The 14,214-nt window shown below is 66.1% G+C and carries 15 protein-coding genes; 12 read left to right on the top strand and 3 right to left on the bottom strand.

Annotated elements, in window-relative coordinates; translation table 11 throughout:
• The first annotated feature begins 94 nt into the window (after nucleotides 1-94).
• The 9 genes from GPA27_RS01425 to GPA27_RS01385 all read left to right on the top strand — a co-directional run bounded on the left by GPA27_RS01425 (nucleotide 95) and on the right by GPA27_RS01385 (nucleotide 8,398).
• A complete protein-coding gene (locus GPA27_RS01425) occupies nucleotides 95-1,105 on the top strand; it encodes a YeiH family protein (RefSeq protein ID WP_211164783.1) in 1,011 nt (336 codons plus the stop codon).
• Nucleotides 1,106-1,118: 13 nt separating this feature from the next.
• Nucleotides 1,119-1,328, top strand: a complete 210-nt coding sequence (gene thiS, locus GPA27_RS01420; protein WP_169137056.1) for a sulfur carrier protein ThiS — start codon at nucleotides 1,119-1,121, stop codon at nucleotides 1,326-1,328.
• Nucleotides 1,329-1,354: 26 nt separating this feature from the next.
• On the top strand, nucleotides 1,355-2,176 hold the full coding sequence (locus GPA27_RS01415) for a thiazole synthase (RefSeq protein ID WP_169137054.1): 822 nt from the start codon (nucleotides 1,355-1,357) through the stop codon (nucleotides 2,174-2,176).
• Between the two features lie 168 nt (nucleotides 2,177-2,344).
• Nucleotides 2,345-2,764, top strand: coding sequence for a nuclear transport factor 2 family protein (locus tag GPA27_RS01410; RefSeq protein ID WP_169137052.1), 420 nt, complete (start codon nucleotides 2,345-2,347; stop codon nucleotides 2,762-2,764).
• Between the two features lie 31 nt (nucleotides 2,765-2,795).
• Nucleotides 2,796-4,232 (top strand): NAD(P)/FAD-dependent oxidoreductase, encoded by a 1,437-nt coding sequence (locus GPA27_RS01405; RefSeq protein ID WP_169137050.1) that lies wholly within the window; start codon nucleotides 2,796-2,798, stop codon nucleotides 4,230-4,232.
• 80 nt (nucleotides 4,233-4,312) lie between these two features.
• Nucleotides 4,313-5,311 carry a TRAP transporter substrate-binding protein gene (locus tag GPA27_RS01400; protein ID WP_169137049.1) on the top strand — a complete coding sequence of 333 codons (999 nt, stop codon included), beginning with the start codon at nucleotides 4,313-4,315 and terminating at the stop codon, nucleotides 5,309-5,311.
• Nucleotides 5,312-5,506: 195 nt separating this feature from the next.
• Nucleotides 5,507-6,055 carry a TRAP transporter small permease gene (locus tag GPA27_RS01395; RefSeq protein WP_169137047.1) on the top strand — a complete coding sequence of 183 codons (549 nt, stop codon included), beginning with the start codon at nucleotides 5,507-5,509 and terminating at the stop codon, nucleotides 6,053-6,055.
• Nucleotides 6,056-6,080: 25 nt separating this feature from the next.
• Entirely contained in the window at nucleotides 6,081-7,421 is a 1,341-nt protein-coding gene (locus tag GPA27_RS01390) for a TRAP transporter large permease (RefSeq protein ID WP_169137045.1), read from the top strand.
• Between the two features lie 98 nt (nucleotides 7,422-7,519).
• Complete coding sequence (locus GPA27_RS01385) at nucleotides 7,520-8,398, top strand: cache domain-containing protein (protein ID WP_169137043.1); 879 nt, start codon at nucleotides 7,520-7,522, stop codon at nucleotides 8,396-8,398.
• A 31-nt stretch (nucleotides 8,399-8,429) separates the two neighbouring features.
• Here the strand turns inward: GPA27_RS01385 and GPA27_RS01380 are convergent, their stop codons facing one another.
• Nucleotides 8,430-9,389, bottom strand: coding sequence for a LysR family transcriptional regulator ArgP (locus tag GPA27_RS01380; RefSeq protein WP_169137041.1), 960 nt, complete (start codon nucleotides 9,387-9,389; stop codon nucleotides 8,430-8,432).
• A 96-nt stretch (nucleotides 9,390-9,485) separates the two neighbouring features.
• Here GPA27_RS01380 and GPA27_RS01375 point away from each other — a divergent pair, with 96 nt between their 5' ends.
• Complete coding sequence (locus tag GPA27_RS01375) at nucleotides 9,486-10,127, top strand: LysE/ArgO family amino acid transporter (RefSeq protein ID WP_169137039.1); 642 nt, start codon at nucleotides 9,486-9,488, stop codon at nucleotides 10,125-10,127.
• Nucleotides 10,128-10,316: 189 nt separating this feature from the next.
• On the top strand, nucleotides 10,317-11,396 hold the full coding sequence (locus tag GPA27_RS01370) for a hypothetical protein (RefSeq protein WP_169137037.1): 1,080 nt from the start codon (nucleotides 10,317-10,319) through the stop codon (nucleotides 11,394-11,396).
• A 27-nt stretch (nucleotides 11,397-11,423) separates the two neighbouring features.
• Here GPA27_RS01370 and GPA27_RS01365 read toward each other — a convergent pair whose 3' ends face one another.
• Nucleotides 11,424-12,104 carry a hypothetical protein gene (locus tag GPA27_RS01365; protein WP_169137035.1) on the bottom strand — a complete coding sequence of 227 codons (681 nt, stop codon included), beginning with the start codon at nucleotides 12,102-12,104 and terminating at the stop codon, nucleotides 11,424-11,426.
• A 224-nt stretch (nucleotides 12,105-12,328) separates the two neighbouring features.
• On the opposite strand from GPA27_RS01365, the gene GPA27_RS01360 reads away from it, so the two are divergent.
• Entirely contained in the window at nucleotides 12,329-13,423 is a 1,095-nt protein-coding gene (locus tag GPA27_RS01360) for an FUSC family protein (protein ID WP_169137033.1), read from the top strand.
• Here GPA27_RS01360 and GPA27_RS01355 read toward each other — a convergent pair.
• Entirely contained in the window at nucleotides 13,416-14,168 is a 753-nt protein-coding gene (locus tag GPA27_RS01355; RefSeq protein WP_169137031.1) for a gamma-glutamylcyclotransferase, read from the bottom strand. The two genes, GPA27_RS01360 and GPA27_RS01355, sit on opposite strands and share 8 nt — an antisense overlap.
• Nucleotides 14,169-14,214 lie beyond the last annotated feature (46 nt).

Genomic DNA, 14,214 nt, shown 5'->3' with positions numbered 1-14,214 from the left:
GGCGGGGTGACCCACAAGGTCACCCCGTCGCTGCCCGACATCCCGACCGGACCCCGATCCAATGACCACTGAAACGACCGTTGCGCCGCCCGCGATGTTCAGCGAAGTGCGCGTGCTGATGCCGGGCTTCATGCTGTGCGCGGTGATTGCCGTCGCGGCGACCTTCGTGTCCGAGCATTACGGCGGACCGCAGTTTCTCTACGCGCTGCTGCTGGGCATCGCGTTCCACTTCCTGTCCGACAGCGACAAGTGCATCCCGGGCATCGAGGCTTCCGCGAAGAAGCTCGTGCGCTTTGGCGTCGCGCTGCTCGGGGCGCGCATTGTCGCCAGCGACGTCAGCGACCTGGGCCTGATCGGCGTCGGCGCGCTGGTCGGCGCGGTGGTGCTGACCATCGGCTTCGGCCTGCTGCTCGCCCGTGTGCTCGGCCTGCCACCCCTGCTGGGCCTGCTGTCGGGCGGCGGCACGGGGATCTGCGGCATCTCGGCGACGCTCGCGATCTCCTCGACGCTGCCCGCCACGCGCGAGACCGAGCGCTACACGCTGCTCACCGCGATCGGTGTGGCGATCTTCTCCACCGTTGCGATGGTGCTGTACCCGCTGGTCGTGAAGGCCACCGGGCTGTCGGTGAGCGAGGCGGGTCTCTTCCTCGGCGGCTCGATCCACGACGTCGCGCAGGTCGTCGGGGCGGGCCTGATCATCTCGCCCGAGGTCGGTGACGCGGCGACGCTCGCGAAGATGTTCCGCGTTGCGATGCTGATGCCGGTGGTCGTCGTGCTTGCGCTGGTGTTTCACAGCGAGCGCAGCAAGGTCAATGGCAGCAGCGGCAAGAAGACCCCCATCCTGCCGCTCTTCCTCGTCGCCTTCGCCGCGCTGGCGACGCTCAACAGCCTGGGCCTGCTGTCGCACGCGGTGGTCGAGGCGAGTTCGACGCTGTCGCGCTGGTGCCTCGTGATCTCGATCGCCGCACTGGGCGTGAAGACGTCGCTCGAGAAGCTCGCGGAACTGGGCTGGAAGCCGATCGTGCTGCTGTCGGGCGAAGCGCTGTTCGTCGCCACCTACATGCTGGCAGTGGTCTTCGCCGCCCGCCTGATCGCGGCGCAATGACGGAGGACGGACCGTGGTAAGCGTAACGATAGAAGTGAACGGCGCTGCGCATGTGCTGCGCGCCGGCCGCACGCTGCACGACCTCATCGCGAGCCTCGACCTGCTGGGCAAGCGCGTCGCCGTAGCGATCAACCGCGAGGTGATCCCGTCGCCACGCTGGCCGGGCCGGATCCTGAAGCCGGACGATCGCGTCGAGGTCGTCGTCGCGATCGGCGGCGGCTAAAAACAAATAGATGAGGAGCGAACGGAATGAACTTGAACGACTCCCCCGATGAAGTCCGGCCGGCCGCGTCCGAGGCGGGGCTCACGATCGCAGGGCGCACCTACGCGTCGCGCTTGCTGGTGGGCACCGGCAAGTACCGCGATTTCGACGAGACCCGCGCCGCGGTCGATGCGAGCGGCACCGAGATCGTCACGGTGACGATCCGCCGCGTGAACATCGGCCAGCACGCCCACGAGCCGAGCCTGCTCGACGCTGTGCCGCCCGACCGCTTCACGATCCTGCCCAACACCGGCGGCTGCTTCAACGCGAAGGACGCGGTGTACACCCTGCAGCTCGCGCGCGAGCTGCTGGACGGCCATCCGCTGTGCAAGCTCGAGGTGCTCGGCGATGAGAAGACGCTGTTCCCGAACATGCCCGAGACGCTCAAGGCGGCCGAGGCGCTGGTGAAGGACGGCTTCGAGGTGATGGTGTATTGCAGCGACGACCCGATCCAGGCGCGCATCCTGGAGGACATCGGCTGCGTCGCGGTGATGCCGCTGGCGAGCCTGATCGGATCGGGCATGGGCATCCTCAATCCGTGGAACCTGTCGCTCATCATCGAGCAGGCGCGGGTGCCGGTGATCGTCGATGCCGGCGTGGGCACCGCGTCCGATGCCGCGATCGCGATGGAGCTCGGGTGCGACGGGGTGCTGATGAACACCGCGATCGCCCACGCGCGCGAGCCGGTGCGCATGGCGCGGGCGATGTGCCTGGCAGTGCAGGCCGGGCGCGAGGCCTTCCTCGCGGGCCGCATGCCGCGCCGCTTTGCCGCCTCGCCGTCGTCGCCGATGGCCGGTCGCATCGCGTGAGCGCTGCGCGCAAAGTGGGTTGAATTTCAAAAAATATAGAAAAATGTACCGATATTCGAAATATTGCTTGACAGCGTATCGGCGCAGTCCTAATGTAAATCAAGTTTCGAAAAACGGTACAAAACGTTTCGTATTAACCAAAAATCAGATCTTCGGAGACCGACTTTCATGAGCAGCCTCACCGCCACCCCGATCCGCAGCGAAGCCACCGTCGACACGCTGAAGGCCTTCGCCGACGCCTGGAACCGTCACGACATCGAGGCCCTGATGAGTTTCATGGCCGAGGATTGCGTATTCCATGCGGTCGCCGGCCCCGACCTCCTCGGCAAGAGTTTCGAAGGCCGCGAAGCGGTACGCGCGGGCTTCCAGCTCGCGTGGCAGACCTTCCCCGATGCGGCCTGGCTCGACGGCGACCATTTCGTCTGCGGCGACCGCGGCGTATCGGAATCGACCTTCAGCGGCACCAAGGCCGACGGCACCCGCATCGAGGCGCGCATGGTCGATGTCTTCACCTTCCGCGACGGCAAGATCGCGGTCAAGAACGCCTACCGCAAGGACCGCCCGCCGGTCGCCAAGGTCGGCAGCTAAGCGGATCCGCCGGGACATCAGGAGTCGGGACATGGAAGCCATTGCAGAGAAGCGGATCGTAACCAGCGGACGCGCCACCGCGCCGGTGCAGGCCTACGATCCGGCGTACGACCCGCTCGTAGCGGTGACGCCGGGGCAGGGGCGCGACTACGCGCCGACCTACTGGATCGGCACCGCCGGCGAGCCGCCCGCCGACGACGGCCCGGTGACGCACGACATCGACGTCGACGTCGCGATCATCGGCTCCGGCTTCACCGGGCTCACCGCGGCGATCGCGCTTGCCGAGAAGCACGGCATCAAGGCGACGGTGCTGGAGGCCAACCGCACGGCCTGGGGTTGCAGCACCCGCAACGGCGGCCAGGCCCAGTGCGCCTCGGGGCGGCTCAAGCGCTCGCAGTGGATCGAGCGCTACGGCCTCGACACCGCGCTGCGCCTGCACGAGGAAGTGTGCGACGCGATGGCGTACTTCAAGGACATGATCCGCGACATCGACTGCGAGCCGCAGACCGGTGGCCATCTCTACATCGCGCACAAGCCGCGCGTGATGCCGGTGCTGGAGAAGGAAGCGAAGCTCCTGCGCGAGGTCTTCAAGTACGACGCGCGCATCCTCGACGCCGACACCGTGAAGCGCGAATACGTCGACGACAAGGAAGCCGCGGGCGCGATGCACGAGCCCGAGGGCATCGGCATCCATGCCGGCAAGCTCGCCTTCGGCTACCTGAAGAAGGCGCGCGCGATGGGCGTGAAGGTGCACCCCGCGAGCCCGGTGATGGGCTGGGAGACGAAGAACGGCGTGCATTACCTGCGCACCCCCGGCGGCATCGTACGCGCCCGCGCGGTCGGCATCGCGACCGGCGGCTACACGTCGAACGGCCTCCACCGTGAGCTGAAGAATCGCCTGCTGCCGATCCTGTCGAACTCCATCGTCACCCGCCCGCTGACCAAGGCCGAAATCGACGCGTGCAATTTCCGCACGACCCAGGTCATCACCGACACCCGAATCCTGCGCCACTACTACCGCCTGATGCCCGACGGCCGCGTGCAGATCGGCAGCCGCAGTGCGATCACCGGCCGCGACGCGCCCGAGGACAAGTACAAGCAGTTCCTGATCCGCGACCTGCACCGCAAGTTCCCGGCGCTCGAAGGCATCCAGATCGACTACTCGTGGTGGGGCTGGGTGGATGTGAGCCACGACATGATGCCGCGCATCTACCAGCCGGACCCGAAGGAAACCATCTACTACGCGCTCGGCTACGGCGGCAACGGCGTCATGTACTCGGCGCAGGCCGGCCGGCGGCTGGCGGAGAACATCGCCGGCATCCGTACGCCGGAGCTGCCGATCTTCCGCTCGAAACTGCCCTTCCCGAACGTGCGCGAGATGGTCGAAGCGGAGATGTTCGCGCCCTTCCGCCGCTTCGGCCAGTGGTGGCTGTACCGCTGGTACCACTTCAAGGACGAAGTCCTGTAACAAGCCGTTGTAAGAAGCAGCACCTTGATACCCCTCGGCAGCAAGACCTGCCAAAACATAATGAGATCGAGGAGACAGAAATGAAATTCAGCAAGAACGTACTGATGCCGCTCGTCACTGCCGCCAGCCTGCTGGTGGCCGCGCCTGTAGCGGTCGCCGAGACTTTCAAGATGGCCGTGGGTGACGCCGCCGGCGGCACCCAGTGGGAGCTCGGCACGACTTTCGCCAAGCTGTTCCAGCAGAAGACCGGCGGCAAGCACAAGGTGGACCTGTTCCCCAACGGGCAACTCGGCAGCGAGGAAGACACGATCAACAACGCCGCGATGGGCACGCTGGATTTCTCGATCCTGGCGGTGAACAACATCACCCCGTTCTCGCCGACGGTCGGCCTGCTGACGATGCCCTACCTGATCCAGAGCGCCGATGAAGCGAAGAAGCTGACCCTGGGTGAAGTCGGCAAGGAGCTGACCGACAACACGGTGCGCGATGCCGGCGTACGCATCGTCGGCTGGGCCTACTCGGGCTTCCGCGTGCTCACCAATTCGAAGCGGCCGGTCAAGACGCTGGAAGATCTCAAGGGCCTGGTGATCCGCGTACCGAAGAACGAGATCATGATCTCGGCCTATCAGGCGTGGGGCATCAACCCGACCCCGATGTCGTGGTCGGAAACCTTCACCGGCCTGCAGCAACGCGTCGTGGACGGGCAGGACAACCCCTACATCACCGTCTCGGCGATGAAGTTCTACGAGGTGCAGAAGTACATCACCAACATCCGCTACATCTTCTCGCTCGAGCCGCTGGTGGTCAGCGAGTCGGTCTTCAAGTCGCAGAAGCCCGAGGTGCAGAAAGCGATCCTTGAAGCCGGCCAGGAAGCCACCGAGCACAGCTTCAAGTATCTGCTCGAAACCGAAGACAAGATCAAGAAGGATCTCGCGGCGCGCGGCATGCAGATCACCGACCCGGCCAACGGCGAGAAGGAGTGGATCGCGAAGGCGACCACCGCAGTGTGGCCGAAGTTCTACAAGAGCATTGGCGGCAAGGAAAAGCTCGACCGCGCGCAGAAGGTGCTCGGCCGCTGAACCACCGCGGGCGGAGGCGGCTTCCGGCAGCAAGGCATGCGGTGCACGAGCCACGGCTCATGCCGCATGCCGACGCCTGAGCCGCGACGTCCGCCGATCGCGCGCACAACACGTCGCTACGATTCCGGACGACTCCAGCTGGCGGCAGGGGCCGTCCCGGCGTAATCGGGCGCACCGGATCTTCTGGAGTTTGTCATGGCCGTAGGGCGCATCTTCCTCAAATTCATCAGCAACATCGAAGAGTATCTGTGCGAGGCGCTGCTCGCGTTCTTCGTCGTGCTGCTTTTCGTTCAGATCCTGCTGCGCCAGTTCTTCCAGTACTCGCTGCCCTGGGGTGAAGAACTCGCAACCTATCTCTTCGTCTGGTTTGCCTACCTTGGTGCCTGCGTGGCGGCCAAGATGTCGGCGCACAACCGCGTGGCCTTCCACTTCAAGTTCTTTCCGCCGATCGTGAAGAAAGTCAGCGAGGCGATCGCCGACCTGCTGTGGGTCGGCTTCAACCTCTATTTCGCCTTCCTGAGCTACGACTTCGTCTTCAATCGCATGAACCTGTTCTGGAAGTCGCAGACCATCGGGCTGCCGATGAAGTACTTCTACATGATCCTGCCGATCGCCTTCACGCTGATGTCGATCCGCATCGTGTGGAACAACTACCTGTCGCTGTTCAAGGGCGTCGAAATTCTCGATCCGGAAGCCGAGGAACTCGAGAGCCTGAAGCGTGCCGCCGCCGCGGCGAATGCCTGACACGGATCGTCCGCGGAGAAAAACGATGGAAGCATATGTGGTAGAAATCCTGTTCGGCGGCTTCTTTGCGTTGTTGCTGCTGGGTGCGCCGATCACGGTGTCGCTGGCCGGCGCGGCGATGGTCGCCTTCCTGGTGCTGGGGAAGAATCCCATCGCCTTCGTGCAGATCGCCTTCACGTCGGTGGGCAGTTTCCCGCTGATGGCGCTGCCGGCCTTCGTGCTCGCCGGTGCGCTGATGGAGGCCGCCGGCATATCGAAGCGGCTGGTGGACATCGCCGAAACCCTGGCCGGGCCGATCACCGGCGGCCTCGGTGCGGCGACGGTGCTCGCCTGCCTGTTCTTCGGCGCGATCTCGGGCTCCGGGCCGGCGACCACCGCCGCGGTCGGCATGCTGATGATCCCCGCGATGGTCAACCGCAAGTACGAACGCAGCTACGCCTCGGCGGTCACGGCCGCTTCGGGCGGTCTGGGCATCATCATCCCGCCGTCGATCCCGATGGTGATCTTCGGCATCTCGGCGCTCGGCATGGCGCCACCGTCCGATGCCGTCGAGAAGTACGGCGAGTTCGCGTCGCTGTCGATTCCCAAGCTGTTCATTGCCGGCGTCATCCCGGGCATCATCATGGCCGCCGCACTCCTGGTCACGAACTACCTGATCTCGAACAAGCGCGGCTATCGCGGCTTGACCGAGAAATGGTCGTACGGTGACATCGGCCAGGCGCTGCGCAGGGGGATATGGTCGGTGCTTGCACCGGTGATCATTCTTGGCGGCATCTATACCGGCCTGTTCACGCCGACCGAGTCGGCCATCGTCGCGATCTTCTACACGCTCTTCGTCGGTCTCGTGCTGCATCGCGAGCTCAAGTTCGCCGCGATCCTGAACTCGCTGAAGACTACGACGTGGATCACCGGGCGGGTGTTGCTGATCCTGTTCGCGGCAGTGGTGTTCGGGCGTCTGCTGGTCGAACAGCGCATCCCGGCGACGATCGCGGAGTCGCTGTTGAGTGTCACCGACAACGTCTACATGATCTGGACGCTGATCATCGTGTTCCTGCTCTTCGTCGGCATGTTCATGGAAACGCTCGCCGCGATCATGATCCTGGTGCCGGTGCTGCTGCCGGTGATGTACATGATGGGCGCAGACCCCACCCACGTCGGCATCGTCGTGATCTGCACGCTGTCGGTCGGCTTCCAGACCCCGCCGCTGGGCGAGAACCTGTTCGTCGCATCCGGTATCGGCGGCTCGACAGTGGAAGAAATCGTCGGGCGCATCCATCCCTTCGTACTCGCCTCGACGGCTGCGATCTTCCTGATTGCCTTCGTGCCGCAACTCTCGCTGTGGCTGCCGCAGATGCTCGGCTACTGAGCGAGTCCCTCCCGCCCGGCAACGCAGGAGTGCATCGCGCACTCCTGCGTTGCCGGGCGCACACAACAACCGAAACAGAATTCTCAAGAGGTTCGACGATGTCTGCTCCCGTCCGCGTACTCGTTCTCACGCTGGGCCTTGCCCTGGGTACGGGCGTTCTGCCGTCAGCCGCATGCGCGGCCGACGCCGAATCGATCCGCCTGTTCGACAGCGAACTCGGCAAGCGTGCCACCGCGCTGCTGGAACGCGCGGTCAGGCACATCGAGCAAACGGGCGAAAAAGGTGCCGCCGACTTCAGTCGCCAGGCGGCATTTGTCGATCGCGACCTTTACGCCTACGCCGTGCGCATGGATGGCCGCTTCCTTGCAAGCGGTGGATCGTCGGCTGCGCTGATTGGCGACAACGTGCTCGACTACACGGACATCGAAGGCAAGGCGTTCTTCCGCGAGATGATCGAACTGGCGAAAGCGAAGGGGAGCGGACAGGTCGAGTACCGCTGGTTCAATCCCGCCGACAGCCGCGGCGAGCCGAAGGTGACAATGTTCCGCAAGGTCGGCGAGATCGTCGTCGCCGTCGGTTTCTACCCGCCTCGTGCCACGCCGGTGCAGGCCAGGGCCATGCTCAAGGATGCGGTCAAGGCGATGACGGCGGATGTGAAGGGCGCGCTGGCTCAGTTCCAGCGTCTCGACGGACCATTCGTCCATGACGACCTGTACGTCTTCGTCATCGACACGGCGGATGGCCGCTTTCTTGCGCACGGCGCCACCCCTGCGCTGGTTGGCAGCAACGGCTTCGAGGTGCGCGACCCGAACGGCAAGCCTGTCGGCACCGAGATGGTCAGGCTCGCAGCGAAGAAGGGCGAGGGCGAACTCGACTACAGTTGGCGAAACCCGACCACGGGCAAGATCGAAAAGAAGCACAGCTACTTCCGCACCGTGGATGGAAAACTGGTCGGAGTCGGTTATTTCCAACGCTAAGGATGACCTGACGCCGCCCGTGCCGGATTGGTTACGACGACGGTGACGGCCGGCCTCCGTCGGGTGACAGCACGCATTCCGTGATCTCGCGCGCATGCTGGCGCAAGGCATTCCGGGCGACCACCCGCACCGCGGCGCTCAACGCATTCAGGGCCTGCGAGCCGAGGCGCCAGCGGTGCCAATGGAGCGGCACGTCGAGGTAGTGGCCGGGCGCGATCTCGGCGAGTTCGCCCGCCGCGATGGCCGACTGCGCAAAATGCTCGGGCACCATGCCCCAGCCCAGCCCGCGCTTCGCCAGCGCGACGAAGCCATGTACCGACTGCACCATGTGGGTCGGCGGCTGCAGCGTCTCCGCCGTGAAGAGTTCGATGAACTGCTGCTGCAGCGCGTCCTTCAGGTTGAAACGCAGCATCGGCGCGCTGCCGAGGGTGGCAGCATCGACACCGGCCGGGAAATGGCGGACAACGTATGCCGGCGAGCTCACCGCGAGGTAGCGCATCACGCCGAGGGGCTCGACCGTGCAGCCCTGGATCGGCGCCGGGCTCGCGCTCACGGCCGCCATCACGGTGCCGTCGCGCAGCAGCGCGGCGGAGTGGTCCTGGTCCTCGACGCGCAGGTCGAAGCTGATCGGCGGCTCGGCAGGCATCGCGTCGAAGACCGCGAAAAACCAGCTTTCGAGCGAGTCGGCGTTGACCGCGATGGGCATCCGCAGGGCCGCCTGCATTGTGGTGTCCGTGCCGCCCAGCATGCCGAGCATTTCCGACTCGAGCAGCGCCAGTTCTTCCGTGTAGCGCACTAGCGTTTTTCCGGCATCCGTCGCTTGGCACGGGTTGGCGCGCCGGATCAGCACCTGCCCGAGACGCTCCTCCAGCAGCTTGATGCGCTGGCTCACCGCCGAGGGCGTGACGTGCAGCTTGCGCGCGGCCGCTTCGAACGAGCCTTCGCGTACCACCATGGCGAAGGCCGCGAGCTGGGCGTTGTCGATCTTCATGATTCAAAAAAATTAACGATAACTTAGTAAGTTTAGTTTTTCTGATCGATTCTCGCCCGCTAGAGTGGCCTCGACAACCTTCGTCGAGCCCGTTTCATGGAAACCCAATTTCTGGCCGGATTCCTCGCCTGCATGGCCCTCATCGTCGCGATCGGCGCGCAGAATTCCTTCGTGCTGCAGCAGGGCATCCGGCGCGAGCACCTGCTGCCGGTCACGCTGATCTGCGCGCTGTCCGATGCGCTGCTGATCGGCGCCGGGATTGCTGGCCTGGGCGCCCTGATCCAGTCCAGCCCGGTCGTCCTGAGCCTTGTGCGCTATGGCGGTGCGATCTTCCTGTTCATCTATGGCGCGCTCGCCGCCCGGCGCGCCTGGCACGGCGAGCGCCTGCACGTCGAGGCGGGGGCGCCCGTTCCGCTCGCGACCGCCGTGGTCACCTGCCTCGGCTTCACCTTCCTGAATCCCCACGTGTATCTCGACACGGTGGTTCTCCTCGGCGGCCTCGCGAACCAGCACGGCGAGCACGGGCGCTGGGTTTTCGGTGCCGGCTCGGCCGCCGCCAGCCTGCTGTGGTTCTTCGCGCTGGCCTACGGTGCGCGCGTGCTGGCGCCGCTCTTCGACCGTGCGCTGGCGTGGCGCGTGCTCGATGCCCTGATGGCGCTGGTCATGTTCGCGCTGGCGCTCAGTTTGCTGCAGGAAAACGGCGTTGCGGCCATCGCCGAGGTCCGCGCCGGGCGATAGGCGCGCGGCGCTGGCGCCGTGCGGGTTCATCGCCGGCGACACACGCACGCTTCGTGGCGCGGTGCCGGGATTTATCCGGCTGGGCGGATTACATTTCATGCCAGTCGTCTATTCTTCGATATGGATCCGACGGCGGCGTGACGCGTACGCCCCGCCGCGACATCTGTGCGACTACGAGGAGGGGATTCCTTGGCGAGCCTGCGCTTGGCGGTGCGCATCGCGGCGTGCCTGGCACTGTGCCCGGTTGCCGTCCCGACGGCGGCTGCGGCCGATTGGCAATGCGATGCCGGCTACGTATGGCGCGATGCCTTCCCCGGCGACTACGTGTGCGTGACGCCAGACGTGCGCGACAGGGTAAGGCGCGACAACGACCTCGCGACCTCGCGGTGGGCGCCGGGGAGCCTGAATCCGGGGGCCTGCAGTCCGGGCTTCGTCACGCGCGAGGCCTATGCCGGCGACACCACCTGCGTCACGCCGTCCGGGCGCGAAAGGGCGCGCCGTGAGAACGAACTGGTCGACAGGCGCCGCAACCGCACCGGCGGCCCCGACGGCCTGGACACCTGCCTCGCGGGTTTCGTGTGGCGCGAGGCGTCGCCGACGGATTTCGTGTGCGTCGATCCTGCCGCGCGGCAGCGCGTGCGCGAGGAGAACGCCAACGCCGCGAACACGCGTGGCAGCCGCGCCTGCCTGCCCGGGTACGTGTGGCGCGAAGCCTCGCCAACCGACCATGTGTGCGTCGAGCCGGCGGAGCGGGAGCAGGCCGGTGCCGACAATCGCGCGTACGAAACGCGCGCGCGCACGCTCGGCGGGGCGTGCGACCGTTATGCCGAGGAGGCCGTTGCCCGATACAACGAGATGGCCGCGCGCAATTGCGGCTTCTCGGGGGCGCACTGGCAGGGCAATCCCGCCGTGCACCGGGAATGGTGCTCGCAGGCGACCCGCGCCGAGCGCGACGACGTCGACGTGATGCGGCGCGAGGAACTTCGCGGGTGTGCGTTGGTGGCGGCAGCGTCGGAGCGGCCGTCGTGGGAACAATGTGCCGTGAGCGCCGTCATTGCCAACCGCGCGTGCGTGAACGGCGACGGCTCGCCGGCGGACATCGCGGCGGGCAGGCTGTCGGCCGTGGGCTGCGGTGGCAACGCCGACAATGCCCGGCTGCGGGCAAGAATCGGCTTTGGCGGGCGTTTCTGCCTGTCGGCAGACGGGACGACCGACCGGGGATGCTGCACTTACGAAGAGCAGATCATCCCCGGTTGCCTGTGCCCGTAGGCGCAGGCCGTCAGCCTGCCGCGGCGCTCACTTCTCCGCGAAGCAGTAGAACAGCCCGTCGCCGCCCGTGCTTTGCAGCGCCTTCTGGCTGCAACCGCCGCGCGTCGGGTGGGCCGAGTTCCACGATGTCGCCCACGCATCGCCGGTCGGGCCGGCGCGGTCGTGGTGGCCGGTCATCGCCATGCCCTCGTCGCCGCCCTTCGTCCAGTTTCCGCACGTCATGTCATGGAACGGCGGGCTGGGCGGGAAGGCCGTCCCGTCAGGGCGCGAGCCGGTGAGGATGTCATGCCGGTTCGGCTTCTCGGTGCGGCCGTTCACCATCTGCCCCTTCTCGTCCAGCAGGGTGGCCTTGGTCAGGTTGGAGTGCGGCGAGTGCAGTTCGTCGACATTGCGCGCGATCAGCACGCCTTTGGCATTGAACCAGGGGCCGGTGCCGATGCGGTCGCGCGCGTGCACGACATTGGTGTCATTGAGCGCAGCCGCCTGCGTGCTGAGATAGGCGCGCCAGGTGCGCTTGCCGGCACCAGCCGTCGCGGCGAGCGTCTCGCAATGTCGGTCGGCGCCTTCGAGTCCACCGAGATTCGCGCCGTTGCCGGGGCCCGCGCTGGTGATGAAGAAGGACATGTCGACCGCCGTGGCAGGCAGCGACGCGCCCAACATGACCAGGGCTCCCGCCAGAATCCTCACCGTCTTCTTCGTGTTGTGCATGAATTCCTCCTTCCTGGGGTTGGTGGAAACATTTAGATGGAATTCTTTCCGATCGGTTCGCGGCACGCACCTATGCCGTACCGATCGAGCCCGCGACACGTCGCCTGCCCGGCCGATGGCGGCGTTGCGCGGCCCCGCAGCGGAAGTGCGCTACCCTTGCACCCTTGCACCCTTGCACCCTTGCACCCTTGCACCCTTGCGTCCTAACTCGAAAGATCCGACTCATGACAGTCCCCGGTAGGTGGAGCAGGCTCGCGGCGCTGCTCCGTGACGAACTGCGCCAGCTCATGACGATCAAGCCGAGCGACCGCCCCTGGCAGATGCCGTTCGCCGCCGCGCTCGCCACGGGTTTGCCGCTGCTGGTGGGCGCCTGGTTCGACCGCATGGACTATGGCCTGATCTCGTCGCTGGGCGGGCTGGTCTTCCTGTATCTGCCGGAAACGCCGCTGCATCACCGCATGGTCGCACTGATGGCGAGCGCGTTCGCGATGACGGCCAGCTACGCGCTGGGGGTGATGAGCCACCTCGTGCCGCCGGTCATGATGATGGTGCTGACCTTCACCGCGATCCTCGTCACGATGGTGTGCCGCTTCTACCGCGTCGGGCCGCCGGGGAGCCTGTTCTTCATCATGGCGGCGTCGATCGGCGCGTATTCGCCCGGCGACCTCCTGGAGGTGCCGCTCAAGGTCGGGCTGTTCGCGATGGGCTGCCTGCTGGCGAGCCTGATCGCGTTCTTCTACAGCGTGTACATCCTGCGCCGGCGCGATCCCAGTCCGGTCGAGCCGCTGCCCGCGCCGAGCTTCGATTTCGTGGTGTTCGACTCGGTCGTGATCGGCCTGAGCGTCGGCGTGTCGCTCGCGCTCGCGCAGCTGCTGCAACTCGAACGGGCCTACTGGGTGCCCGTGAGCTGCCTCGCGGTGATGCAGGGCATGAACCTGCGCGCCGTGTGGGACAAGCAGCTGCATCGCCTGCTCGGCACCGCCATCGGCATGCTCGTGTCGTGGGGGCTGCTGAGCCTGCCGCTGGACAAGTGGTCCATCTCGCTGGTGATGATCGGGCTGGCCTTCGTCGTCGAAACCGCCGTGGTGCGCCACTACGGCTTCGCCGCGATCTTCATCACGCCGCTGACCATCCTACTCGCGGAGGCCGCGACGCTGGGTCACGGCTCGGCCACCGAACTGATCCAGGCGCGCTTCCTCGACACCCTGCTCGGCTGCCTGGTCGGGTTCGCGGGCGGTATCTGCCTGCACAGCCCGCGGTTCCGCACCGTCGTCGGTGCGCAGATGCGGCGGCTGGTTCCCGCGCGCCTCTTCAGCTAGCCAGCGTCGTCACGCATCCGGTACGCGGGTCGATGCCGACCAGGCACGCAAGGCGCCTGACATAGTCGTCCGTCACGCACAGGCGGTCGAGCTGCGCCACGACCTGGCGGAGGTAATCGAGATTGGTGCCGCGATTGCCACAGGCGTGCATGATCACGTTCGCCACTTCATCGAGCGGCATCTCCGGTGCCCCGGTTTCGTCCGCGGGGTCCGACACCAGCACCAGGGCGTCGAGCGCGCCCTGGGGCGTCGATACCGGCAGGATGCGGGGTTGATAGCCGCCCAGGATCATTTCCCGGCGCCAGAAGATGAGGGATTCCCGCTCGAGCAGCGAGCGTTCGATCCTGAAGGCCAGGCCGTCGCAGCGGCCCGTCCGCGGTTCCAGCGACAGGACCAGCCCGGGGTGTTCGGGAGAGCCGCGTCCGATCGTGGTCTTGTGCGTGAAGCGGCGCTCATAGCCGGGCAGCGAGGCGCGACGCACCTCGGCAAAGTGAAAGCCCGGATCCCACATCAGCGATCCGTAGGCGAAGATCCACAGATCCTGCGACTCGGCGATGGCTGAGAGCGTGGCGCGGCGGGATGCCTCGAGCGCTTCGTCGGACATCCGCCAATTCGCGCCGAGGCCGCGGGCGTGCGCCTGGACATCCCAGGCGGCGAGCAACTCGTTCGAGATGCGCAGCCCGGACGCTTCGGCGCCGATGATCGCGCCGTGCAACTCGGGGAGGTACCGGAATGCGTCATTCATCGATTTCCCCTGTTGCAGCAAGGCGGTCGTCCCCCGCCTGCGGGCA

This window comes from Aromatoleum toluolicum, assembly GCF_012911005.2.
Lineage (GTDB): Bacteria > Pseudomonadota > Gammaproteobacteria > Burkholderiales > Rhodocyclaceae > Aromatoleum > Aromatoleum toluolicum.
This window is presented reverse-complemented; position numbering and strand designations above follow the sequence as displayed.

Excerpts from the sequence above, each read along its gene's own strand:
- GPA27_RS01405 (WP_169137050.1), top strand. The coding sequence starts at position 2,796 with ATGGAAGCCATTGCAGAGAAGCGGATCGTAACCAGCGGACGCGCCACC.
- GPA27_RS01380 (WP_169137041.1), bottom strand. The coding sequence starts at position 9,389 with ATGAAGATCGACAACGCCCAGCTCGCGGCCTTCGCCATGGTGGTACGC.
- GPA27_RS01400 (WP_169137049.1), top strand. The coding sequence starts at position 4,313 with ATGAAATTCAGCAAGAACGTACTGATGCCGCTCGTCACTGCCGCCAGC.
- GPA27_RS01410 (WP_169137052.1), top strand. The coding sequence starts at position 2,345 with ATGAGCAGCCTCACCGCCACCCCGATCCGCAGCGAAGCCACCGTCGAC.
- GPA27_RS01390 (WP_169137045.1), top strand. The coding sequence starts at position 6,081 with ATGGAAGCATATGTGGTAGAAATCCTGTTCGGCGGCTTCTTTGCGTTG.
- GPA27_RS01385 (WP_169137043.1), top strand. The coding sequence starts at position 7,520 with ATGTCTGCTCCCGTCCGCGTACTCGTTCTCACGCTGGGCCTTGCCCTG.
- GPA27_RS01425 (WP_211164783.1), top strand. The coding sequence starts at position 95 with ATGTTCAGCGAAGTGCGCGTGCTGATGCCGGGCTTCATGCTGTGCGCG.
- GPA27_RS01355 (WP_169137031.1), bottom strand. The coding sequence starts at position 14,168 with ATGAATGACGCATTCCGGTACCTCCCCGAGTTGCACGGCGCGATCATC.
- GPA27_RS01415 (WP_169137054.1), top strand. The coding sequence starts at position 1,355 with ATGAACTTGAACGACTCCCCCGATGAAGTCCGGCCGGCCGCGTCCGAG.
- GPA27_RS01395 (WP_169137047.1), top strand. The coding sequence starts at position 5,507 with ATGGCCGTAGGGCGCATCTTCCTCAAATTCATCAGCAACATCGAAGAG.
- GPA27_RS01365 (WP_169137035.1), bottom strand. The coding sequence starts at position 12,104 with ATGCACAACACGAAGAAGACGGTGAGGATTCTGGCGGGAGCCCTGGTC.
- GPA27_RS01360 (WP_169137033.1), top strand. The coding sequence starts at position 12,329 with ATGACAGTCCCCGGTAGGTGGAGCAGGCTCGCGGCGCTGCTCCGTGAC.
- GPA27_RS01375 (WP_169137039.1), top strand. The coding sequence starts at position 9,486 with ATGGAAACCCAATTTCTGGCCGGATTCCTCGCCTGCATGGCCCTCATC.